Source organism: Sphingopyxis macrogoltabida (assembly GCF_001307295.1).
GTDB lineage: Bacteria > Pseudomonadota > Alphaproteobacteria > Sphingomonadales > Sphingomonadaceae > Sphingopyxis > Sphingopyxis macrogoltabida_B.
This window is the reverse complement of sequence record NZ_CP012700.1, coordinates 2,089,642-2,113,291: the sequence shown is the minus strand read 5'-3', so window position 1 is coordinate 2,113,291 and position 23,650 is coordinate 2,089,642. Positions and strand designations below refer to the sequence as shown.

At 65.1% G+C, this 23,650-nt stretch carries 19 protein-coding genes; 8 read left to right on the top strand and 11 right to left on the bottom strand.

The features are described 5' to 3' along the window. Positions 1-20 precede the first annotated feature (20 nt). Positions 21-2,915 carry an excinuclease ABC subunit UvrA gene (gene uvrA, locus AN936_RS09990; RefSeq protein WP_054588020.1) on the bottom strand — a complete coding sequence of 965 codons (2,895 nt, stop codon included), beginning with the start codon at positions 2,913-2,915 and terminating at the stop codon, positions 21-23. A 244-nt stretch (positions 2,916-3,159) separates the two neighbouring features. On the opposite strand from uvrA, the gene AN936_RS09985 reads away from it, so the two are divergent. Next, a complete protein-coding gene (locus tag AN936_RS09985) occupies positions 3,160-5,235 on the top strand; it encodes a M13 family metallopeptidase (RefSeq protein WP_054588019.1) in 2,076 nt (691 codons plus the stop codon). A gap of 289 nt (positions 5,236-5,524) precedes the next feature. Here the strand turns inward: AN936_RS09985 and AN936_RS09980 are convergent, their stop codons facing one another. Next, positions 5,525-7,051, bottom strand: a complete 1,527-nt coding sequence (locus AN936_RS09980; RefSeq protein WP_054588018.1) for a BCCT family transporter — start codon at positions 7,049-7,051, stop codon at positions 5,525-5,527. Here AN936_RS09980 and AN936_RS09975 point away from each other — a divergent pair. Further along, the gene (locus tag AN936_RS09975; protein ID WP_149037641.1) at positions 7,039-7,593 is read left to right on the top strand and encodes a hypothetical protein; all 555 of its coding nucleotides are present in this window, start codon (positions 7,039-7,041) and stop codon (positions 7,591-7,593) included. The two genes, AN936_RS09980 and AN936_RS09975, sit on opposite strands and share 13 nt — an antisense overlap. 7 nt (positions 7,594-7,600) lie before the next feature. Here AN936_RS09975 and AN936_RS09970 read toward each other — a convergent pair whose 3' ends face one another. From AN936_RS09970 to AN936_RS09940, 7 genes are all read right to left on the bottom strand, one after another. Beyond that, on the bottom strand, positions 7,601-8,101 hold the full coding sequence (locus tag AN936_RS09970) for a hypothetical protein (protein ID WP_149037640.1): 501 nt from the start codon (positions 8,099-8,101) through the stop codon (positions 7,601-7,603). A 62-nt stretch (positions 8,102-8,163) separates the two neighbouring features. After that, the gene (locus AN936_RS09965; protein WP_054588015.1) at positions 8,164-8,892 is read right to left on the bottom strand and encodes a LytR/AlgR family response regulator transcription factor; all 729 of its coding nucleotides are present in this window, start codon (positions 8,890-8,892) and stop codon (positions 8,164-8,166) included. A 1-nt stretch (position 8,893) separates the two neighbouring features. Then, positions 8,894-10,060, bottom strand: coding sequence for a sensor histidine kinase (locus tag AN936_RS09960; RefSeq protein WP_234715799.1), 1,167 nt, complete (start codon positions 10,058-10,060; stop codon positions 8,894-8,896). A gap of 95 nt (positions 10,061-10,155) precedes the next feature. After that, entirely contained in the window at positions 10,156-11,511 is a 1,356-nt protein-coding gene (locus AN936_RS09955) for an MATE family efflux transporter (RefSeq protein ID WP_054590213.1), read from the bottom strand. Between the two features lie 107 nt (positions 11,512-11,618). Continuing rightward, positions 11,619-12,104: a hypothetical protein gene (locus AN936_RS09950; RefSeq protein ID WP_054588013.1), complete on the bottom strand. Its 486-nt coding sequence runs from the start codon at positions 12,102-12,104 to the stop codon at positions 11,619-11,621. Further along, on the bottom strand, positions 12,104-14,785 hold the full coding sequence (locus tag AN936_RS09945) for a valine--tRNA ligase (protein ID WP_054588012.1): 2,682 nt from the start codon (positions 14,783-14,785) through the stop codon (positions 12,104-12,106). Before AN936_RS09945 ends, AN936_RS09950 begins: the two co-directional genes overlap by 1 nt. 155 nt (positions 14,786-14,940) lie before the next feature. Further along, on the bottom strand, positions 14,941-17,010 hold the full coding sequence (locus AN936_RS09940) for an alpha/beta hydrolase family protein (RefSeq protein WP_054588011.1): 2,070 nt from the start codon (positions 17,008-17,010) through the stop codon (positions 14,941-14,943). A 53-nt stretch (positions 17,011-17,063) separates the two neighbouring features. On the opposite strand from AN936_RS09940, the gene AN936_RS24680 reads away from it, so the two are divergent. The 3 genes from AN936_RS24680 (at position 17,064) to AN936_RS09930 (ending at position 18,621) form a co-directional block, all read left to right on the top strand. After that, positions 17,064-17,486, top strand: coding sequence for a hypothetical protein (locus AN936_RS24680; protein ID WP_149037639.1), 423 nt, complete (start codon positions 17,064-17,066; stop codon positions 17,484-17,486). Further along, positions 17,459-17,746, top strand: a complete 288-nt coding sequence (locus AN936_RS09935) for a hypothetical protein (RefSeq protein WP_054588010.1) — start codon at positions 17,459-17,461, stop codon at positions 17,744-17,746. Before AN936_RS24680 ends, AN936_RS09935 begins: the two co-directional genes overlap by 28 nt. Before the next feature lie 116 nt (positions 17,747-17,862). Beyond that, positions 17,863-18,621, top strand: a complete 759-nt coding sequence (locus AN936_RS09930; protein ID WP_335337310.1) for an HPP family protein — start codon at positions 17,863-17,865, stop codon at positions 18,619-18,621. Here the strand turns inward: AN936_RS09930 and AN936_RS09925 are convergent. Both AN936_RS09925 and AN936_RS09920 read right to left on the bottom strand, forming a co-directional pair. Beyond that, positions 18,618-19,904, bottom strand: coding sequence for a metal-dependent hydrolase family protein (locus tag AN936_RS09925; RefSeq protein ID WP_054588009.1), 1,287 nt, complete (start codon positions 19,902-19,904; stop codon positions 18,618-18,620). The two genes, AN936_RS09930 and AN936_RS09925, sit on opposite strands and share 4 nt — an antisense overlap. Then, a complete protein-coding gene (locus AN936_RS09920) occupies positions 19,877-20,782 on the bottom strand; it encodes a neutral zinc metallopeptidase (protein WP_054588008.1) in 906 nt (301 codons plus the stop codon). The genes AN936_RS09925 and AN936_RS09920 overlap by 28 nt, the downstream gene beginning before the upstream one ends. 156 nt (positions 20,783-20,938) lie before the next feature. Between AN936_RS09920 and AN936_RS09915 the strand changes: the two genes are divergently transcribed. The 3 genes from AN936_RS09915 (at position 20,939) to AN936_RS09905 (ending at position 23,645) form a co-directional block, all read left to right on the top strand. Next, positions 20,939-22,087 (top strand): patatin-like phospholipase family protein, encoded by a 1,149-nt coding sequence (locus AN936_RS09915; protein WP_054588007.1) that lies wholly within the window; start codon positions 20,939-20,941, stop codon positions 22,085-22,087. 25 nt (positions 22,088-22,112) lie between these two features. After that, positions 22,113-22,898, top strand: a complete 786-nt coding sequence (locus AN936_RS09910) for a 3-hydroxybutyrate dehydrogenase (RefSeq protein ID WP_054588006.1) — start codon at positions 22,113-22,115, stop codon at positions 22,896-22,898. 159 nt (positions 22,899-23,057) lie between these two features. After that, complete coding sequence (locus tag AN936_RS09905; RefSeq protein ID WP_234715797.1) at positions 23,058-23,645, top strand: DUF4893 domain-containing protein; 588 nt, start codon at positions 23,058-23,060, stop codon at positions 23,643-23,645. Positions 23,646-23,650 lie beyond the last annotated feature (5 nt).

Genomic DNA, 23,650 nt, shown 5'->3' with positions numbered 1-23,650 from the left:
CCCCGAAGGGAGGGGCTTAGCTACTTCCCCAGCAACGGCGCCAGATACTGCCCCGTAAAGCTGCGCTTTTCCTTCACCACCTGCTCGGGCGTCCCCGCGGCGACGATCTCGCCGCCCTTGACGCCGCCTTCGGGGCCGAGGTCGACGATCCAGTCGGCGGTCTTGATGACGTCGAGATTATGCTCGATCACCACGACGCTGTTGCCCTGGTCGACGAGCGCCTGCAGCACTTCGAGCAGCTTCCTCACATCCTCGAAATGCAGGCCCGTGGTCGGCTCGTCGAGGATGTAGAGCGTCTGCCCGGTCGAGCGCCGCGACAGTTCCTTGGCAAGCTTCACCCGCTGCGCCTCGCCGCCCGACAAGGTCGTGGCCTGTTGCCCGACCTTGATATAGCCGAGCCCGACGCGCACCAGCATCGCCATCTTGTCGCGGATCGCGGGCACCGCCTTGAAGAACTCGGCCGCATCCTCGACCGTCATGTCGAGCACGTCGGCGATGCTCATCCCCTTGAACTTCACCTCCAGCGTTTCGCGGTTGTAGCGTTTGCCGTGGCACGTCTCGCACGTCACATAGACGTCGGGCAGGAAGTGCATCTCGATCTTGATCAGCCCGTCGCCGGTGCAGGTCTCGCAGCGCCCGCCCTTGACGTTGAAGCTGAACCGCCCGGGCTTGTAGCCGCGCGCCTGCGCCTCGGGCAGTCCGGCGAACCAGTCGCGGATCACGGTGAAGGCGCCCGTATAAGTGGCGGGGTTCGACCGCGGGGTGCGGCCGATCGGCGACTGGTCGATGTCGATCACCTTGTCGCAATGTTCCAGCCCCTTCAGGCTGTCGTGCGGCCCGGCGATCATCCGCGCGCCGTTGAGCGTCCGCGCCGCGCTGGCGTAGAGGGTGTCGATGATCAGGCTCGACTTGCCCGACCCCGACAGGCCGGTGACGCAGGTGAAGGTGCCGAGCGGGATCTTCGCGGTGACGTTCTGGAGGTTGTTGGCGCGCGCGCCCTTGAGCACCAGGTCGAAGCCGTTGCCGGGGCGGCGGCGCGCCGGCACCTCGATCTTCTTCGCGCCGGTGAGATAGGCGGCGGTCAGGCTGTTCTTGTTCGCGAGCACCTGTTTCAGCGTGCCTTCGGCGACGATCTCGCCGCCGTGCACACCGGCGCCGGGTCCCATGTCGACGACATAGTCGGCGTGGCGGATCGCATCCTCGTCATGCTCGACGACAATGACGGTGTTGCCAAGGTCGCGGAGGCGCTTCAGCGTCGCGAGCAGCCGGTCGTTGTCGCGCTGATGGAGGCCGATGCTGGGCTCGTCGAGGACGTAGAGCACGCCGCTGAGCCCGCTGCCGATCTGGCTGGCGAGACGGATGCGCTGGCTTTCGCCGCCGGACAGCGTGCCCGAGGTGCGGTTGAGGTTGAGATAGTCGAGCCCGACATTGTTCAGGAAGCCGAGCCGCTCGTTGATCTCTTTGAGGATCGCCTTGGCGATCTGCTTCTGCGTGTCGTTCAGCTTCTCCTCGAGCGTGCTGAACCAGCCGAGCGCGTCGGCGACCGAGCGCTGCGCCGACATGCTGATGTCCTCGCCCGCGATCTTCACCGCGAGCGGTTCGGGGCGCAGGCGCGCGCCGTGGCAGGTCTCGCAGGGCTGCGCCGCCTGATATTTGCTGAGCTCCTCGCGCATCCACGCGCTTTCGGTCTGCAACATGCGGCGGTTGAGATTGCCGATCACCCCCTCGAACGCCTTGTGCGTCGTGTACGTGCGTTTGCCATCCTTGAAGGTCAGCTCGACCGGCTTGCCGCCAGTGCCGTAGAGAATGATGAGCTGGACCTCGCCGGGCAGGTCTTGCCACGGCGTCGTCAGGTCGAAACCATAGGCTTTGCCAAGGCTTTCGAGCACCTGCATATAATAAGGCGAGGGCGGGTTTGATTTCGCCCACGGCACGACCGCGCCTTTTTTCAGGCTCAGCGCATGGTTGGGGACGACGAGGTCGGGGTCGAACTCCTGCCGTTCGCCGAGTCCGTCGCACGCCGGGCAGGCGCCCTGCGGCGCGTTGAAGCTGAACAGCCGCGGTTCGATCTCGGCGATGGTAAAGCCCGACACCGGGCAGGCGAATTTCTCGGAGAAGATCAGGCGGTTCGCGGGGATGCCGGCGCCCTTCATCGCCCCGCCGGTGTCTTCCTCCTCGCGCCCCGGTACCGGGCCGTCGGCGAGGTCGACATAGGCGAGTCCTTCGGCGAGCTTGAGCGCGGTCTCGAAGCTGTCGGCGAGCCGGCTGCCGAGCCCCTCGCGGACCGCGATGCGATCGACGACGACCTCGATGTCATGCTTGTATTTCTTGTCCAGCGCCGGGGCGTCACCGATCTCGTAAAATTCGCCGTCGATGCGGACGCGGGTGAAGCCGTCCTTCTGCCACTGCGCGAGTTCCTTCCTATACTCGCCCTTGCGGCCGCGGACGACGGGGGCGAGCAGGTAGGCGCGTGTTCCTTCGGGCAATTCCATCACCCGGTCGACCATCTGGCTGACCGTCTGCGCGCTGATCGGCTCGCCCGTCGCGGGCGAATAGGGAATGCCGACGCGCGCCCACAAGAGGCGCATATAGTCGTAGATCTCTGTCACCGTCGCGACCGTCGAGCGCGGGTTCCGGCTCGTCGTCTTCTGTTCGATGCTGATCGCCGGCGACAGCCCGTCGATATGCTCGACATCGGGCTTCTGCATCATCTCGAGGAACTGGCGCGCATAGGCCGACAGACTCTCGACATAGCGCCGCTGGCCTTCGGCATAGATGGTGTCGAAGGCAAGGCTCGATTTGCCAGAGCCCGACAGGCCGGTGATGACGATCAGCGCATCGCGCGGCAGGTCGACGTCGACGCCCTTCAGATTATGCTCGCGCGCGCCGCGCACCGAAATATGGGTGAGACTCATGGGAGAGGTATGTTCCAGATTTGTTCTTGAGGCGCAAGAGGGGCTTGCGGGCTTTGGCGATAAGATAGGAACTGTGTGCAGCCGCTGCAATGCGGGCGCGGCGGAACAAGTTTCCACCAACTCCCCAAGGGCTTCGACCAATGGCACCCCGTCCGCTTGACCGCTTGACGTCGCGGGCGGACAACTCTGGTCATGCTCGCCGTGCCTTTCGGTACGGCGCGGATGCGTTTCAGGAGTTGGGGACATGAAAGCAGTTTTTACAGGCGCGGCGTCGCTGGCGATTGCCGCGGCGCTGGCATCGCTGCCGGCATCGGCAAAGGATATGGGGCCGGCGGCAAGTCTGACGGCGGGCGCCGAGGAGGCGGGTGCTGCGGGCGACGCATCGCTGACGGCGCTGACCTTTGGCAAATGGGGCGTCGACCTGTCGGCGCGCGACGAGACGGTCAAGCCCGGTGACGATTTCGACAAATATGCCAATGGTGGCTGGTTCGCGCGCACCGAAATTCCTGCCGATCAGGCGTCGGCGGGGGTCGATTACGACGTCTATAACCTGACCCAGCGCCAGCTCCGCAAGCTGGTGACCGAAGCGCCCGCGACGAGCCAGGTCGGTGGCCTGTACCAAAGCTTCATGGACGAGAAGCGTGTCGACGCGCTCGGCTCGAAACCGCTGATGGCGGACATCGCCGCGGTCGCCGCGATCAAGGACAAGAGCGCGATGGCCCGTTTCATGGGCACGACGCAGGGCACGTTCGGGGCGACGATCGTTGGCGGTGGCCCTTATGCCGACACTGACGATCCGACAACGAACGTGCTGTGGCTGGGGCAGGGGGGGCTGGGGCTGCCCGACCGCGAATATTATCTGACCGACGCCTTCAAACCGCAGCGCGATGCCTATCGCGCCTATATCGCACGGTCGATGAAGATGATCGGCAACCTCGATCCCGAAAAGGCGGCCGATGCGATCCTCGCGTTCGAGACCGAGATCGCCAAGGTAAGCTGGGCGATCGCCGACCGCCGCGACGTCAGCAAGATCAACAATCCGATGTCGTCGAGCGAACTCGCCGCCTATGCCCCCGGGCTCGACTGGACGGCATGGTTTGCGGGCGCCGGGATCGCGCCGCAGAACCGCATCATCGTCAACGAAAATACCGCGATCCGCGACATTGCCGCGCTCTATGCGAAAACGCCGCTCGAAACGATCAAGTTGTGGCAGCAATTCCATGTTGCCGACAATGCCGCGACCTATCTGTCGAAAGACTGGGTCGACAGCCGCTTCGAATATACCAAGGCACTGAGCGGTGTCGGCGAGTTGCGGCCGCGCTGGAAGCGCGGGCTGACGCTGGTCGACGGCAGCCTCGGCGAACTTGTCGGCGAAACCTATTCGCAGCAATATTTCCCGGCGAGCGCCAAGGCGAAAATGGAGACGCTGGTTGCGAACCTGAAGCTCGCGATGGGCGACCGCATCCGGAACAACAGCTGGATGGCGCCGGCGACGAAGGAAGCGGCGCTTGCCAAGCTCGAAAAAATGGACGTCATGGTCGGCTATCCCGACAAATGGCGCGACTATTCGGGCCTCAAGATCGACCCCGCCGACCTTTACGGCAATGTGAAGCGCAGCGCGGCGTTCGAATATGCCTATGGCCTGTCGGATCTTGGCAAGCCGGTCGACCGCAAGAAATGGTCGATGAACCCGCAGGAAGTGAACGCCTACAATGGCGGGCTCGAAAACAAGATCGTCTTCCCCGCCGGCATACTGCAGGCGCCCTATTTTGCCGAGAATGTCGACGACGCGGTGAACTATGGCGCGATCGGCGCGGTGATCGGCCACGAGATCACCCATGGTTTCGACGATCAGGGACGCAAGATCGACGCCAGTGGCGCGGTCCGCGACTGGTGGACGCCCGAAGACGCTGCGCGCTTCGAGGCGCAGGCGAAGGCGTTCGGGGCGCAATATGCAACCTATGAGGCGGCACCCGGCGCATTCGTCAATCCGGACCTGACGATGGGCGAGAATATCGCCGACCTTGCGGGGCTCGAAGTCGCCTATGACGCCTATCACCGTTCGCTGAACGGCAAGGAAGCGCCGGTGATCGACGGGCTGACCGGCGACCAGCGCTTCTTCCTCGCCTTTGCGCAGGCGTGGCGCGACAAGGCGCGCGAGGATGCGATCAAGCAGCAGGTGGCGAGCGATCCGCACAGCCCGGCGCGCTGGCGCATCATCGGGCCGGTGCGCAACGTCGATGCTTGGTACAAGGCGTTTAATGTCGATGCGGGCGCGAAATATTATCTGAAGCCCGACGATCGCACGCGTATCTGGTAAGTCCTGGGACCCCTTTCTCAGGACCAGGGTCTGTATTCAATTACAGAGCCATCGAGGCGCCCAAATGGCGAACATATCGGACCGAAAGACGCGCCGGGAAGGCTGGTTGCCTTTCCAAGCGGCTTTCGGGCCGAGATGGAAGCCATTTGGGCGTCCCGAAGGGATTTGATTAAAATGGCGCATTGCTTCGTCGAGAAGTCTTGAAATATCGACATATTCCTTCGCCTTCTCTCCTCGCACTGAGCCATTTTGCTTCAAACCTCGATGGCTCTGTAATTGAATACAGACCCTAGGCGGGGGCGGCCTCGCGCCGTCCCCGTATCGTCATCACGACCAGCGACAGCGCCGCACCGATGATGACGAACAGGGCGGGAAAGCCGCCAAGCACAGACATCATGCGGATGCCGTCGATCCCCGACGAGGCGACCAGCATCACCGCGACCAGCCCGACGGTGACGCCCCAGACGGCCTGGACGCCCAGCGGCGCCTCGGGCGCGTCGGGGGAGATGCCGTGCGTCGACAGCGCGCTCATCGCCGAGACATTGGCATCGGCGCCTGCGACATAGGACAGGAAGATGGCGAACAGCACGGTCGCGGTGACGATCGGGCCGCCGCCGAGCGCGTCGAACAGGCGGAACAGCACCGGGTCGGGGCCTTGGGCGCTCAATATGGCGTAGAGGCTGGCGCCGCTCTGCTGGTCGAGGGCGATCGTCGCCCCGGCAATCGCGGTCATCCACACCGCGCCGAACAACGCCGGGAGGATCAGGTTGACGAGGATGAAGGCGCGGACGCTGTAGCCGACCGCGAGCCGCCCGAGGAACAGCGCGGTCACCGGCGCCCAGGCAAACCAGTTCGCCCAGTTGAAGATCGTCCATTGCCGGTGCCAGTCGCCATCGACGTCGAGCCCGAGGTTGCGGGGTACGAAGGTCGCGAAATAATCGGCGGCGCCGCGCAGCGACAGGCCGAGCATCTTCGCGGTTGGCCCCGCGACCAGAACGAAAGCGATAATCGCGAAGAACAGCCAAGTGTTGAGCACCGACAGCCCGGCAATGCCCTTTTGCAGTCCGGTCGCGGCCGAGATCAGGAAACTGCCGACGATCAGTGCCGCGATCCCCCAGCGCAGGGGCGTGCCGCCGACGAAGTCGCCGAGCCCCTCGATCCCGCCCGCGAGTGACAATATGCCCGCGCCGAGCGATGCGGCCATGCCGGCGACGAGTGCGTAGAGGCAGACGATGTCGACCGTCGTGCCGACCGGCCCGTGCGCGCGCTGGCCGATCAGCGGGACGAACAGCGACGACAGGCTGAACGGTTCGCGGCGGTTGTAATAGACCAGCGCGAAGGCGAGCCCGGCGACGGTGTAGATGGCATAGGGCGTCAGCGTCCAGTGGAGGAACATCGTCGACATCGCGAAGGTCGCTGCCGCGTCGCTGCCGGGTTCGAGCCCGAGCATCGCAGGCGGCGCGTTGAGGTGAAACAGTGGCTCGGCGGCGCCCCAGAACAATATGCCGGTGGCGATGGTGGTGCACAGCATGACCGCGAACCAGCGCCACCGCCCCAGCAGCGGCTGTGCGCCGGCTCCGCCGATGATCACCTTGCCGAGCGGCGATAGCGCCACGACCGCGAGAAGGACGAGAAAGGCGACGCCCGCGAGCGCGAAGGTGGGGCCGAAGACGCGCAATATCCAGTCATTGACCGCCGTTTCGGCCGCGACAAAGGCGGCCCCCTGCCACACGCTGACGATCAACGCCGCCGACAGCACCGCTAGCGGGATAAAAAATACGGGGCGATTGATCGGATGGCGCGATGATGGTGGCAAATGATCCGCCGTTCGGACAAGAGTGGCAGGTCAGCATGACGGCGCCGCGCGCCGAGGTCAAACTGTCGGGAACGGCCGCTCCGCAAGAACGTTGGGCGGGCAGGGATATGATGGAAGGATATGCTTCGATGAACAGGAACATATTGGCGGCCGCTACGGCACTTGCGCTGATCGCTTCGGGGCAGGCCATGGCTTTTCAGGCCGAGCCCGAATCCGAAGCGCCCGTCGCGGGCAAGACATTGCCTGACGGCACGACGCCCGAAGAGCGTTCGAACACCGCCCGGCTCAACGCCGAACAGGCGGCCCGGGCCAAGGCGGAAAATGTCACCTATGAGCAGGAAGTGTCCGCCGCCGCACAGCAGATCGCTGCCGATCAGGCCGCGTTCGCCGAAGAAACTGCGGCCTATGAGGCTGAAAAGGCGCGCGTCGCGGCGATGTCGGCCGAGGAGCGGATGAAGTGGGAGGCCGATGTCGCGGCGTGCAAGGCCGGCGACGTGACCCGCTGCGCCAAGCCCGCAAGCTCGCCACCGCCACAGCCCTGATCGCGCTTCATTCCTGAACGACTGGCGGTGCGTCGGCAGGGGGCAGTTCTGGGGCCGGAATCGTCTCCGGCATTTCGCCGTCCAGCGCGGCGACGATCGGCGCTCGTTCGCTTGCTATCGCCGGATCCCGGTCGGGAAAGCGCCCCCCATAGACATAATCGTCCGTGGGCTGGTGGATCGGCGGATAGTCGATTTCCACCGCGCCGAGCTTGCGAAAACTTTCGTCGCTGCGCACCGCATGGATCGCGCGCAGCCGCGCGGCGGCGCCATAACTGCCGGGGCAGTCGATGCAATCCGGCGCCGCTATGCTGTCGGCGGTCAAAGCGTCGGGATTGGCGCTGAGCGCGGCGTAGGAGGGGCCGCTTCCGGAGCCGCGGAGGCCGTTCCCGACCGTAACGTCACCGAGCAGAATGCCGCCGGCAATGCCAGCGCCGCCAAGCGTCAACGCGATGAGGAGCCGGGTGAAACCGGCATCGCGACTCGCGGTGCGATCCCTTCTTCTCGCCATGGCGGGCAGGAGGCCATGTCGTGCGGCCAATAGCAAGCCTGCGCTTTCCCCCACGCGTCTGTTCAAGGCTGCATGATCGCCTTGACGTCGTGCAGATAGGTGCGGCCGATGCGGTGGACGCCGCCTTCGCCGAGGTCCACGCTCCATGCGCCGTCGCCGTGATGCTTGAGCCCGACGATGCCGTCGCGGCGGACCATCTTCGACCGGTGGATACGCATGAACCGGTCGGGGTCCATGCGCGCCTCAAGCGACTTGATCGTCTGGTGGATCAGCCAGCTTCGCGCGCCGACGTGCAGTCGCATATAGTCGCGTTCGGCTTCGATGAGGTCGACCTGGTCCGCGTCGATGCGCAGCATCTCGCCGCGGTTCTGGACCCAGAACTCGCCGATCCACTTGCTCTTTTCGGCGCCGCTGCGATCGGCGGCGCGCCATTCGCGAACTCGCGCCAGCGCGCGTGCCAGCCGGTCGGGCGACACCGGCTTCAACAGATAATCGACCGCCGCGACGTCGAAGGCGGCGACGGCATATTGGTCGAAGGCGGTTACGAAAACGACCGCCGGCGGATTATCCAGCCGTTCGATCGCCGCCGCGACATCGATGCCGCTGAGACCCGGCATCGCGATGTCGCAGAGCAGGAGATCGGGCGCTAGCGCATCGACCATGCGCAAAGCCGACGCACCGTCGCTGGCCGTGCCGACGAGCGAAACCCCTTCCTGCTGGCCGGCCAGAATCTGCAACCGCTCGATCGCGAGCGGTTCGTCGTCGACAATCAGCGTGCGGAGCGTCTGCATCTCAGCATCCGTTCCGTGCCAGTGGCAGCCAGAGCGACACGGCGAAGCCGCCATTGTCCGAACGCCCCCACTCGCACCCCGCCGCGGGGCCATAGCGCGTCAGCAACCGCTCGCGGACATTGCCGAGGCCAAGGCCTGTGCCGGGCGCCGGCGCCGGCGCTTTCGGATCGATATCATTTTCGACCCGGATCACGAGCAGCCCGTATTCGCTGGTCGCGGTCAGGCGGACCGCGATCTTTCCTTTGCTCGGCGCGACGCCATATTTGATCGCGTTTTCGATGATCGGTTGCAGGATCAGCACCGGGACGCAGGCATCCTCCAGCTCTTCGGGGATCGTCACTTCGACCTGCAGACGGTCGGGAAAGCGCGCCTGTTCGATGTCGAGATAGAGCCGCTGGAGCCGGATTTCCTCGTCGAGCGCAACGAGCTGTTCGGGATCGACGGCAAGGCTGGAGCGCAGGAAAGACGACAGGTTCATGATCATCGTCTCGGCCTCGGCCTTCGAACCGCGCATCACCAGCGTCGACAGCGAATTGAGCGTGTTGAACAGGAAGTGCGGATTGACCTGATAATGCAGCGCGCGAAGCTGTGCGTTCTTCGCCTCCAGCCGGAAATGGTTGGCGCGCCGCTCGACGGCGCGCATTTCGTTCGCGTAACCGAAGGCGACGTAAAGCGCCGCCCACACCGCGAAGAAGAAATACCAGCGGATCGAACTGTCGAGGATCAGCACGGTTTCCCATGCCACCGGATATTGGGCCTGTAGCTCCTCGATAATCTGGTGCGTATCGGCGGCGGGGAACCAGTAATAGAAGACGAGCAGATTGACGCTGGCGTAGATGAGGACCAGCGGCACGGCGGCGCCCATTGCGACTGCGAGGCGGGCGCCAAAACTACGCGGCTGGATCCGCTGCAGCAGCTTGTAGAGGACGAACGTACAGAGGATCCCCGCAACCACCACAATTCCGCGCCGTCCGACGAATTCCCATTGATCCGACGCCCCGGTGAGCAGCGCCAGCCCGGTGCTGATCAGGAAATAGAGCAGCCACATCGCGACGATCGAACCGATGGCTACCCGAGGGTTGACGCGGGCGTCCGACGCGCGCCAGTCGGGCGCCGCCGCCAGCATGCGGGCGCGCTGGTCGCGCTGGCTGTTGTCGTCGATCGTCATCTTCATCGCCTCTGCTTTAGCGCCAAAGGCGATGCAAGGGCCAGCGGCCGCCGGGACATCAGTCGAACGCGCGCGCGCTTTGGTCGAAAGCCACCTTAGGCGGGCTGCGGCATCGGGCCGCGCCAATTGCCGCGCCGGTAGATGACCCATGCCATCGCGAGCGAGGCGAGCGACGACAGCGGGAAGCTCCACCAGATGATGTCGCTGCCGATCAGCGGATAACCGAAATGATAGATGCCGAAGCGGATCGGAAACATCGACAGGAACAGGATGATCAGCGGCGGGACCACCGAGCCGTTGGCGCGCAGGGTGCTGATCAGCACGATCGTCGTGCCGAACGGTAGGAAGGTCCACGTCGCGATAAGCTGGATATTACGCGACACCTCGATCGCGGGGCTTTCGCTGCCGAGAAACAGCGCGAGGGCGGCGCGGTCGAACAGCAGCAGGAGGACGATCAGCACGCCCGTCATCGCAAGGTTGATCGTGATGCCGCTGGTGGTAACCGCCGACACCCGGTCCCAGCGCCGCGCGCCGATATTCTGCGCCGCCATCGAACTGACCGCAGCACCGACCGCGAGCGCGGGCATCTGGATATAGTTCCAGAGCTGCAGCGTCGCGCCATAGGCGGCGGCGGTCACGAGGCCCTCGCGGTTGACGAGGCCGATCATGACGAGGCCCGCCCCCGAAATCACGAACATCTGCGCGCCCATCGGCAGACCGCGGCCGATGATGAAACGCAGTTCCGACCATTTGGGATAGAGATAGGAGAGCTCGCGGCCGCGGAGGCGCAGCACATGGTTCTTGCGATAGAACCACGCGATCATCCCGATCAGGCTGATCGTCCCCGCCGCCGCCGTGGCCAGCGCGCTCCCCGCGATACCGAGCCGCGGGAAGGGACCGAGGCCGAGGATCAGCACCGGGTTGAAGACGACATCGAGCACCACGGCGAGGATCATGAAGCGGAGCGGCGTGATTGCGTCGCCGGCGCCCCGCGAGGCCATCATCAGTGTCACCGACAGCATCGAGGCGGGCACGGCGAGGAAGGTGACGCGGAGATAATCGTGCGCGAGCGTGAAGGCCTCCGGCGGGGTCTCGAGCCAGCGCAGGATGCGATCCGACGCAAACCAGCCGACCACCGCGATCAGGACCGAGAAGAGCAGCGCAAGGCCGATCACACCGCCGGTCGCGCGGCGTGCCGCGTCGATGTCGCCGCGCCCCATCGACTGACCGATGAGGACGGTCGCCGCCATGCCGAAGCCGAAGAAGGCGCCGAACATCAGGAACATGATGATGTTCGCATTGGCGGTCGCGGCGAGCGCGCCCTCGCCGAGGAACTGGCCGACCCAGATCGAGTTCACCGAACCCGACAGCGTCTGGAGGATGTTCGAGGCAAGCGTCGGCAGCGCAAACAGGATCAGCGTCTTGGTGATCGGACCGCTGGTCAGGTCCATCCGCCCGCCGCCGCGCGCCGTCTGCCGCGGCGGCACGGGGCTCGCGGCCGGGTCCGCTGCCGCCGCGACGGGCGTCGGGGTGATCGGGACATCGTTCAAATCGGCGCTCATTCGGGTCCGCCTTCGAGATCGCCGACGCATTGCAGGTCGGGATCGCTTTTTGCCGAGCGTGCGAGGCCGCTGGTCTGCCGGGTCACGTCGGGAAAAAGCCGATCAGGCACGATGTGGTACGATTCGATCAGTTCGATGGCCCACGCATAATGCCGCGCGCCGGCGGCACAGCTATCGCTGCCGCCATCGCCCTCGGCCCAGACGGTGCGCCAGCCCGTCTGGCCGTCGCGCGTCAGGATCGACTTGAAACCGCCGATGACGCCATTGTCGCCCTCGGCATAAGCGATGGCGCGGTCGCCGTCGCGCCACACCCGCAGATAGCGGAAGGTGAAGCGCATGTCGGGATGGGTCCGCAGCGCTGCCAATATGGCGGTGCGGTCGGCGCTGCCGGCGGCGGGCGTCAACGGCGAGGCGTCCCTGGCAGCCAGCGGAACGGCGCCAAGCAGCGCCGTGGCCAGAAGCAGGATTCGCCCGTTCCGCATTACCCCAGCCGCGCCAGTGCGGCGGTCAGGCGATCGGCCTCGGCTTCCTTCGCCGCATGGTCGGCGCGCGCCTTTTCGACCGCTTCGGGCTTGGCACGTTCGACGAACGACGGGTTGCCCAAGCGCCCGGCAAGGCCGTCGCGTTCCTTAACGGCTGCGGCGAGCGCCTTGGTCAGGCGGTCGCGCTCGGCGGCGATGTCGATGACGCCTTCCAGCGGAACCGTGATCGTCTCGCCCTCGACGACAAGCTGCGCCGATGCGCCCGCGGGGGCCGGATCGAAGCTGACCGCGTCGAGACGTGCGAGACGATCGAGCTGCGCCGCGAGCTTGTCGGTGCGGCCATTGAGCGACGCCGGGAAATGCACGGTCAGGCGTGCGCCCGGCGGCAGGCCGAGCTCGGCCTTGGCGGTGCGAAGCTCGCTGACCAGTTTGATCAGCCAGTCGATGTCGGCGCTCGCGTCGGTGTCGCGCTCGGCCTTCGGTTCGGGCCATTTAGCGGTGATCAGCGGATAATCGGCGCGGTCGCCGAGCCCGGTCCACAGTTCTTCGGTGATGAAGGGCATGAAGGGATGGAGCATGACGAGAATCTGGTCGAGCACCCAGCCGGCGACCGCCTTGGTCTCGTCGTCGATCGCGCCCTTGATCAGTTCCAGATACCAGTCGCAGAAGCGATCCCAGGCGAAGCTGTAGATCGCGTTGGCGGCCTCGTCGAAGCGATAGGCCGCAAACGCTGTTTCCATCGCGGCGACGGTCGCAGCGACTTCGCCGATGATCCAGCGGTTGACCGGCAGGCTCGCGGGCGGCGCTTCGAAGCTGGTCGAGGCCGAAATGCCGTTTGCTTCGCAGAAACGCGCGGCGTTCCACAGCTTGGTCGCGAAGTTGCGATAGCCCGCGAGGCGCGCATCATCCATCTTGATGTCGCGGCCCTGGCTTTCCATCGCCGACATGAAGAAACGGAGGGCATCGGCGCCATATTGGTCGATCAGCCCGAGCGGATCGACGACATTGCCCTTCGACTTCGACATCTTCGCGCCGTCGGGCGCGCGGACGAGGCCGTGGAGATAGAGCGTCTTCCACGGCACATCGCCCATGAACTCCATCCCCTGCATCGCCATCCGCGCATCCCAGAAGAAGAGGATGTCGAAACCCGAGACGAGCACGTCATTGGGATAGTGGCGGCGCAGCAGCGCGGTGTCTTCGGGCCAGCCGAGCGTTGCGAAGGGCCAGAGCGCAGAGGAGAACCAGGTATCGAGGACGTCCTCGTCGCGCGTCAATGCAACGCCCGCGCCGGCTTCTGCCTGCGCTTCCTCTTCGGTTTCGGCGACGAAGATGCGGCCATCCTCGGCATACCACGCCGGAATCCGGTGACCCCACCAGAGCTGGCGCGAGACGCACCACGGCTGGATATTCTCCATCCAGTTGAAGAAGGTCTTTTCCCAAGTCTTGGGGACAATGTTGATGCGTCCGTCGCGTACCGCGGCCATCGGCGGCTGCGCCAGCGTTTCCGCATCGACATACCATTGATCGGTCAGCCAGGGCTCGATCACCACGCCGCCGCGATCCCCAAACGGGGTCTGGATCGTGCGCGGCTCGGCGTCGTGCGCGTTGCCGTCCTTGTCGGTGTGGGGGATCAGGAAGCCGAGTTCCTTCATCCGCGTCACGACCAGTTCACGCGCCCCGTCCTTGCCGTCGCGCTTGAAGCGGTGGAGGCCGAGATATTCGGCGGGGATCAGCCCGTCGCTCGTCTGAACGACATTCGCGTCGCCATCGAGCATGTTGAGCATCTCGCCGGGCTTGAACCCCGCGCGCTTCCCGACCTCGAAGTCGTTGAAGTCATGCCCCGGGGTGATCTTCACCGCGCCGCTGCCCAGTTCGGGATCGGCATGCTCGTCGGCGACGACCTTGAAACGGCGGCCGGTGATCGGCTGGAGGATGTCCTTGCCGATCACGCTCCTGTAGCGCGCATCGTCTGGATGTACCGCGACCGCCATGTCGGCGAGCATCGTTTCGGGGCGCGTCGTCGCGACCTCGATATAATCGCGTCCGTCATCGAGCGTCACGCCGTCGGCGAGCGGATATTTGAAGTGCCAGAAGCCGCCCGCCACCTCGTGCGTCTCGACCTCGAGGTCCGAGATCGCGGTCCTGAGCTTCGGGTCCCAGTTCACCAGCCGCTTGTCGCGGTAGATCAGTCCCTTTTTGTGCAAGTCGACGAACACCTTGGCGACCGCGCGGTTGAGCCCGTCGTCCATCGTGAAGCGTTCGTTCGCCCAGTCCATCGAGCAGCCGAGGCGGCGGAGCTGGCCGGTGATCTGGCCGCCGCTCTCCGCCTTCCACTGCCACACCTTTTCGACGAACTCGTCGCGCGTGTAATTGGTGCGCTTGTCCTGCCGCTCTTCCATCTGGCGTTCGACGACCATCTGCGTCGCGATGCCGGCATGGTCCATGCCGACGACCCACAGCGCATCCTTGCCGCGCAGCCGCTCGTAGCGGATCAGTACGTCCTGCAGCGTGTTGTCGAGCGCATGGCCGATGTGCAGCGCGCCGGTGACGTTCGGCGGCGGGTTGACGATCGTGAACGGTGTCGCGTCGGGACGCGCGGGACGGAAGAGTCCACGGCTTTCCCATTCATGGGCCCATTTCGCCTCGATAGCGGCGGGATCGAAGGTTTTTTCCATCGGCATAGCCGGGCGCCTTTGCCAGCCGGGGAGCGCAGCGGCAAGGGGAGACTCCTCTTTCTCGTCATGCCGGACTTGATCCGGCATCCCGCTTTCGGCCTCGGAAGGAAAAAGCGGGGCCCCGGATCAAGTCCGGGGTGACGACGAAAGCAAAAGTCGCCCTATTTACCCGTATAGGTCTTGAGCCAGTTGAACACGCTCTGGTGCCACTGGACGCTGTTCGCGCCCTTCAGCACCCAGTGATTCTCGTCGGGGAAGACGAGCAGTTCGGACGGCACGCCGCGGCGCTGGAGCACGGTATAGGGCGCGATGCTCTGATAATAGGGAACGCGGTAATCCAGTTCGCCGGTGATCACGAGCGTCGGCGTCTTCCATTTGTCGACATGGTTCACCGGATTCCATTTTTCGCCGTCGGTGCGTTCCCACCACGGGCCGCCATGATCCCATTCGTCGAACCACAGTTCCTCGGTTTCCATCGACATGGCGCGCAGGTCGAAGATGCCGGCATGGGTGACGAGGCATTTGAACCCATCGGGCCAGTTGCCCGCGATCCAGTTCATCATATAGCCGCCGTACGATCCCCCGAGCGCGCAGGCGTTGGCGACGTCGATCCCGGCATCCTGCTTGCCCGCCGCGGCGAGGCCGAGCTTCAGGTCTTCGAGCGGCTTGCCGCCCCAATCCTTGTTGATGCTGTCGGTGAAGGCCTGTCCGTAGCCGGTCGAGCCGTGGAAATCGATCGTGAGCGTGCCATAGCCCTGCTGCGCGAAGAGCCGCGGGTTCCAGCGCGTCGACCAGGCGTTGCCGAAGCTGCCCTGCGGCCCGCCGTGGACGAGCAGCGCGACGGGCAGCTTGCCGGTGGCGTTCGCGGGCTTGAGAATCTGCCCCCACACCTTGTCGCCGCCCGCGCCTGCAAATTGCAGGCGCTCGACCTTGACCGGGTCGAACTGCGCCAACTCGGCGGCATTGACGCTGGTCAGCTGTGCGGCCTTGCCCTTGGCATCGCGGACCCAGAGGTCGGTCGGCAGGAGGACGGTGTTGCGCGAATAGAGCAGCTCGCCGTTCGCCAACGGGGTCACGTCGCCGATATTGCCGTCATATTCTTCGATCGATGCCTTCAACTTCTCGACCTGGCCGCTCGCGGCATCGACGCGGAAGAGGGGATGGTCGAGCACGTCCTGCGCGGTCACATAAAGCGACTTGCCGTCCGCGGCCCAGGCGATCGAGGCAACCGAGCGGTCCCATGCGTCGGTGAGCTTCTTGGTCTCGCCGCTTTCGAGATTACGCAGCATCAGCACCTGCCGGTCGGACTCGTAACCGGGGCGTGCCATCGCCGCATAGGCGAGCCATTTGCCGTCGGGCGAAGGGGCGGGCAGCGTGTCGGTCGCCTGATTGGCCTCGGTCAGGTTGATCGGTGGCATCCGCGCATCGACGAGCGTGCTGTAGATATCGAGATTGGTCGAGGTCGGTTCGTTGCGGTCGGCCTTGCGCAGCGTGAAATAGACGGTGCGGCTGTCGGGGCCCCAGGCGAGTTCGCTGCCGTCGCCGAACGGTTTCGACGGCGTGTCGCCGACGAGGCCGCCGTCGATCGCGCGATCCGTGGTCGCCTTGCCGCCCTCAAGGTTGAAGACGAAGGGGCGGCTGTAGGTGCCCGGCGTTTCCCACTGGTCCCAGTGGCGAACGAAGCCGCTCCCGTCCTTGTAAAGGCGGCCGGTGCCGGGGCCGGGTTGCGCGCCCTTATCCTTCGCGTCGCAGCCAAAGCTGGTGCATTCACGCGGCACATCCCCCCATGCGAGCAGTTTCGTACCGTCGGGTGAAATCTTGAAGCCGGCGACATCGGCCTTGGCATTGGTGACCTGCGTCGCGGCAGCGTTCGCAGCCTTGGGATCGATCCGCCAGACCTGATCGCTGCCCGAAGCGTTCGAAAGGAAGAAAAGCGCGCCGTCCTTGTCGAAGGCGGGCGAGGTTTCATTCTTGCCGGGCGTGTCGGCGATGCGCACCGGCTGCGCGCCCTTCGCATTGCGGTCGACGACCCACAGCCCGGTCGAACGCTTGTAGGTCGCCGGCTCGGTTTCGGTCATCTGATACACGACCCAGCGTCCGTCGGGCGACGCCGCGGGCGCGGCAACGCGTTTCAGCGTTGCCAGATCGACCTCGGTCATCGGCCGGGCGAAGGCGGGGGAGGAAAGGGCGGCGGCGAGCGCGATCGCGCTGGGGAGGAGGTGGTTACGCATGAAAGCGGTTTAGCGGCGCGGCGGGCAGGTTCAAGGACCGATTGCCAACGCTGATGTGGGCCGATACGTCGGAATTCATGCTCTCTGCCATTCTTGCGATCCTGCTTTCGACCCAAACAACTACTCCACCGCAACTGATCGATATCGAGGGGCTGTCGACCGAAAAAGCCGGTGACTTGGTCCTTGCGGGATTCGAACACCGTCCGATCGTCGCGATAAGCGAGCAAAAAACATTTGGCCCTCCTGGGATGGTCGAATTGAAACTGGCGGAAAGCCCTGAACGGCGAGGATCCGGATGTCAGCGCCGGGTATGGACGGCGAGTTTTCTGTCGCCGATCGAAGGCCGGATCGGAACTGGGCGTATGCGACCGCCTTATGCGTCAAGAGAAGTGGCGCTTTCATCAAATCTGCCATGCGAACTGGCGATCTATTCGGCCTATCCGCCGAATTGTCTGTCGAGCGTGGCGTCGAACTGATCGCGGCGCTCAAGTCGTTTGCTCTCGAAGCGACAGCGGTTCGTTTCCGATGTTCGGATTCAACCCGCAGCGGCTTATGTCGCGATGACGAGCGAATTGGGGCAGCGCTGCGCGATCTTCGGGCATGGCATGTGAAGGAAAATGGCGGCGAGGCGGTGATGTGGCTGGGCGAACCGCAGCAGATCGTCACCGAAGTGCGTTTTATTTTCCCCGATCCGCATGTTGTGAAAATCAACCGCTTCGTTCCCGCACCACCTTAATCGTCGATTGGTGAGCGAAATTGGACTTGGTGCCGGCAAACCAAAGCTCTCTGGCGAAAAACTTCGCGGCGCTCCATCGGATCGCGCCTCCCGTGAGAGATGCTGGCATGCCCCGATTGAAATCCCTCCCCAAAAAGCTGTTCGTGCCGTTGCTCGCCGGCGCGAGCCTGCGCGACCGGATGATTGCGAGCATCGGGGCGCTGGTCGGCATTGGGCTGGCCGGTGCGGTGTGCGCGGCGCTGTTTCCCGCATCGATGCCGTGGTTGATAGCCCCGATCGGCGCGTCGGCCGTGTTGCTGTTCGCAGTCCCGGCGAGCCCGCTCGCACAACCCTGGTCGATCGTCGGCGGCAATTTCCTGTCGGCTGTCTTCGGCGTTGTCGTCGCGCAGGCGGTCGCCGAGCCGGCGCTCGCCGCGGCGCTGGCGGTTTCGACCGCAATTCTGATGATGTCGCTGCTGCGCTGCCTCCATCCGCCCGGCGGTGCCGCGGCACTGAGCGCCGTGCTCGGGTGGCAGAGCTTCGCGGGGCATGCGACCGACTTTCTGGTGCCGGTATTGCTCAATTCGCTGATCCTCGTCGGGATCGGCATGCTGTTCCATCGTTTCTCGGGGCACAGCTATCCGCACCGAGCCCGGCCGGTCGACGGAAAGGCCGTGGCTCAGGAACCGGTCGGCCTGTTGATGGACGATATCGACGGGGCGCTCGCCGATCTTGGCGAGACCTTCGATATCAGCCGCGAAGATCTGGCATTGCTGCTGCGTCGTGCCGAAACCCATGCCGCCGCGCGCGCGGCGAAGGCAAAAATAGCGGCTGCCGGCAAAAAAGTTGCCGCTGCGAAACGCAAAGGGCGGCCGCGCGAAAAAGTCGGCCCCTAACGGACGAGGGCGCCGCCCTTCATCACATGGTCGATCTTTTCGAGCACGCCGATGTCGGCGAGCGGATCGGCCCTTACTGCAACCAGATCGGCATAGCGCCCCGGAACGATCGCGCCGACGTCGGCGCGGCCCATTTCCTCGGCGGCGCGGCCGGTGGCCGACCGGATCGCCTGCATCGGCGTCATCCCGTATTTTACCATATTGCGGAACTGGCGGCCGTTGAGCCCGTGCGGATAGACCCCCGCGTCGGTGCCATAGCCGATATTGACGCCCAGCTCGACCGCGCGCCGGAAGGCGACGCGCTGGGTATCGGTGGTTTCACGATTCTTGCGCAGATATTCTTCCGGCCAGCCTTCCTTCGTGCCTTCCTCGTCGATGTAGGTGCCGTTGTAGATATCCATCACCAGCCAGGTGCCGTGCTTTTTCGCAAGTTGCAGCGTGGCTTCGTCGGCGAGGCTGGCATGCTCGATACTGTCGACCCCCGCGTTGATCGCATTCTGGATGCCGATCGCGCCATGGGCATGCGCGGTCACCCTCTTGCCGCGGGCATGCGCCACCGTCACGATCGCGCGGAGCTGTTCCTCGGTGAGTTCGGGCGCCCCAGGTTCGGTGCCGATGGCAAGCACGGCGCCGGTCGCGATCGCCTTGATGAAGTCGGCACCGTGATCGAGCAGGTAAGTTACCTTTGCGGCCGCTTCCTCCGGCGTCGCGGCGACGCCGAGGCGCATGTCGGGCGGCAATTGCTCGTTCGGGACGACGCCGTTGAGCTCGCCGCCGCCCTTCGGAATAGTGAGATAGGCGCCCGCAACCCACATGCGCGGCCCCGGTACGTCGCCGCGGTCGATCGCGTTACGCAAGGTCACATCGGTGAGCCCGCGATAGGTGCCGACGTCGCGCACGCTGGTAAAGCCCGCGTCGAGGGTCACGCGCGCGTTTCGCGCGCCGACGAGCGCGGTTTCGGCGGGCGAGGCCTTCATGGGCGCGGCGAGGTCGGCGCTCTGGCCAAGGTCGGCGAGGTGGGTGTGAAGATCGATAAGGCCGGGGAGGACGGTGAAGCCCGACCAATCGACCACCGTCGCGCCGTCCGGTGCTTTGCCGCATGCGCCGACAGCCTTGATCTTCTCCGCTTCGATGGTGATGCACTGGCCGGTGCGGACTTCGTTCGTCACGCCATCGATCAGCCGCCCCGTCTCGACATAGACGGTGGCAGCGAACGCCGGCGATGCCGCGAAGAAGGCCCCCGCGAGCGCGGCCGTCAGATAGCCGTGTCGAAAGCGTTGCACTGGCGCGGATCTCCGGTCTGCAGGCCGCGGCGCAGCCAGGTCATGCGTTGTTCGCTGGTACCGTGGGTAAAGCTTTCGGGAACGGGACGCTGCCCTGCGGATCGCATCAGCGTATCGTCGCCGATCGCATTGGCGGCGCGCATCGCTTCTTCCATGTCGCCCGCTTCCATCACCGGCTGGCCGTCGCGAGTCTTGGCGCGCGCCGCCCAGACGCCGGCGTAACAGTCGGCCTGCAACTCCATCCGTACCTGCAGCGCGTTGCCGTCGGCCTGCGACCCGCGCGCCTGCGCCCGGCGCACCTGCTCCGAAATGCCGCTGATCGTCTGGATATGATGGCCGACCTCGTGCGCGACGACATAGGCCTGCGCGGCATCGCCGGCGGCACCGAATTTGCGGTCGAGTTCGTTGAAAAAGCTGGTGTCGAGATAGACGCCCTGATCGGCCGGGCAATAGAAGGGGCCCATCGCGGCCTGAGCGGCACCGCATTTCGATTCATTCTCGTCCTGATAGAAATTGAGCGTCGGCTTCTGATAGCCGCTGATCAGGCTGCCCCAGACCTGATGGGTCGAGCCGAACACGTTGCAGGCAAAGCGCTCGCCTTCGGTGTCGCATGCGACGCCCTGCGCGCCGCGGCTGTCGGCCATCGGGTCGGCGCTGCTGCCGCCGCTGCTGAACATGTTGGCGCCGGGGCCGAGAAGGAAAAAGGCGACCGCGCCGATCAGAAGCAGGGTGCCGCAGCCCATCTTGCGCCCGAGCAGCATCGGCAGGAGCCCGATGAGGAGGCCGCCTATGCCGCCGCCCCCGCCGCCGCCGAAACCACCGCCGCCGCGGCCGAGGTCGCGGATATCGTCGCCGGGATCATAATCGTCGAGACGCATCTCAGCCACTCCAGAAATTGGTCCGTTTGTCCCGGTTCTGACAGTAGCGTGCGGCAATTGGAAGAGGCTTCGCGCCGCTTCGATTCATCGCGAGCTTGCAAAGGCTTGTGTTGCGGTGCACCAAATGGCCCCGCGTCAAAGGATCGTCCCGAGTCCATGCCCCGCCGCGCTGCCCGTGCTGCCTTGCCACTGCCCGATCTTGTCGTCCTTGTGCTGCAGGGCGGGGGCGCGCTCGGCGCGTTTCAGGCCGGGGTATATGAGGCGCTGATCGACCTTGGTATCGAACTCGACTGGGTCGCGGGGATTTCGATCGGCGCGGTCAACGCCGCGATCATCGCCGGTAACGAGCGCGATCAGGCGGTCGGCAAGATGCGCGAGTTCTGGGAGGGCGTATCGTCGGCGCTGCCAGAGTTGCCAGCCGTCGACAATGACCTGTTTCGCGAATGGACGCATTGGGCGGCGGCAGGACAGGTCGCGGCTTTCGGCGTGCCCGGTTTCTTCACGCCGCGCTGGCCGCCACCGGCGTTTGCCGAGCGGCAGACCCCCGCTGCGGTCAGCTTCTACGATACGGCACCGCTGATCGAAACGCTGGGTCGGCTGGTCGACTGGGACCGGGTGAACCACGGCAAGGTGCGGTTGTCGGTCGGCGCGGTCGAGGTGGAGACGGGGAATTTCCGTTACTTCGATACGAAATCCGACACCCTCGATGCCCGCCATATCCTCGCGTCGGGCGCGTTGCCGCCCGGGCTGCCGCCGGTCGAGATCGACGGCAAATGGTATTGGGACGGCGGGCTCGTATCCAACACCCCGCTCGAACATGTCGTCGAGGCGGCGAAGGAGGATATGCTCGCCTTTCAGGTCGATCTGTTTCCGGCGCGCGGCGAGCGTCCGCACGATATGGAAGAAGCCTGGTCGCGCGAGAAGGACATTCGTTTTTCCAGCCGTACGCGCCGGATTTCGGACGGCCTCGTGCGGCGGCGCAAGGAGCATGCGCTGATCGACCGGATGCTCGACAGGCTGCCGCCCGAGTTCGCCGATCTTGCCGAAGTGAAGGCGGTGCGGCGGATCGTCGATTGCAAGGCGCTCAACGTCGTTCAGCTCATCCACCAGCCGCCCGCCTGGCAGACCGGCGCGCGCGATTTCGAATTTTCGCGCACGACGATGGAGGTCAACTGGGCGCTCGGCCGCGCGGCGGTCGAGGCCGCGATGAAGGACGGCCATCTGCTTGCCGAAAGCATCGCCGAAGGGCGCTCCGACAGTTTCGCCGTCCAGTCGGGCGACCTCCGTCCCAAGGCCGGCTCCTGATCTCCCCCACCGAAAGGATTACGCCATGCACCTCAAAGGCAAGACCGCCCTCGTCACCGGTTCGACCTCGGGCATCGGGCTCGGCATCGCCAAGGCGCTCGCCGCCGACGGCGCGAATATCATCATCAATGGCTTTGGCGACGCGGCGGCGATCGAGGCCGAACGTGCGGCGCTCGAGGTGCTGAACGGCGGCAAGGCCGCTTATGACGGCGCCGATCTCACCAAGCCCGAAGAAATTGCAGCCATGTTCGCGCGCGCCGACAAGGATTTGGGCGGCGTCGATATTCTCGTCAACAACGCCGGGATGCAGTTCGTCGCGCCGGTCGAAGATTTCCCGGTCGAGAAATGGGACATGATCATCGCGCTCAACCTGACCGCGTCTTTCCATACGATCCGTCATGCCGTGCCGGGGATGCGCAAGAAGAAATGGGGCCGGATCATCGCCACTGCCTCGGCGCACTCGCTCGTCGCTTCGCCGTTCAAATCGGCCTATGTCACCGCGAAGCACGGGCTGGCGGGGCTGACCAAGACCGTCGCGCTCGAAGTCGCCGAGGCAGGCATCACGGTGAATTGCATCAGTCCTGGCTATGTCTGGACGCCGCTGGTCGAAAACCAGATTCCCGACACGATGAAGGCGCGCAAGATGACGCGCGAGCAGGTGATCAACGATGTGCTGCTCGCCGGCCAGCCGACCAAGCAGTTCGTTACCGTCGAACAGGTCGCGGCACTTGCATCCTTCCTGACCCGCGATGAGGCGGCAAATATCACCGGCGCGAACCTCAGCGTCGATGGCGGCTGGACGGCGGCATAGGGACCTGCGGCAAAGCTATAGATTTGTTGCAGCCTTGAGCATTCCCGTTCGTCCTCCTATGGTTAAGACGAACCGGACCGGGAGAGACGGACCATGCGGGGTCGCGCCACATCGATATCCACCCTTGCGCTCGGGCTATGCCTTGGCGCCTGTCAGACGGTGCCGTCGCAGCCGCCCTCGGCGGCCGACGCGCCCGTGCAGCCATCCGATGCCGGCACATGGCGTGCGACCGCGACCGAACAGGACAAGGGACGCGTCCGCGGCTGGTATTCGAGCTGGGAAGCCGCGCTCGCCGACGCGCGCGCCAAGGGATTTGGCGGCGCCGTCCAGCGCGAGGGCGTCCTGCTGCAGCCGACGGCCGCCTTGCCCAACCCGCACCTGCCGGCAGGCGAGTACAGGTGCCGCACGATCAAGCTCGGCACGCAGGGGCGCGGCGGGCTCGGTTACATTGCCTATGACTGGTTCCGCTGCCGCGTCGCGGCCGAGCAGGGGCTTTACAGCCTCGTCAAGCTCACCGGATCGCAGCGCCCGGTGGGGCTGATCTTCCCCGACAATCTGAACCGCCAGATATTTCTCGGTACCCTCGAACTTGGCGACGAGAGTCTGCCGGTCAACTACGGCAGCGACCGGATGCGCGACATGGCGGGGCTGGTCGAACGGGTCGGCGACAACCGCTGGCGGCTCGTGCTGCCGGCGCCGGCCTATGAATCCTTGCTCGACGTGATCGAACTGGTCCCGGCGGGCTGACGAAA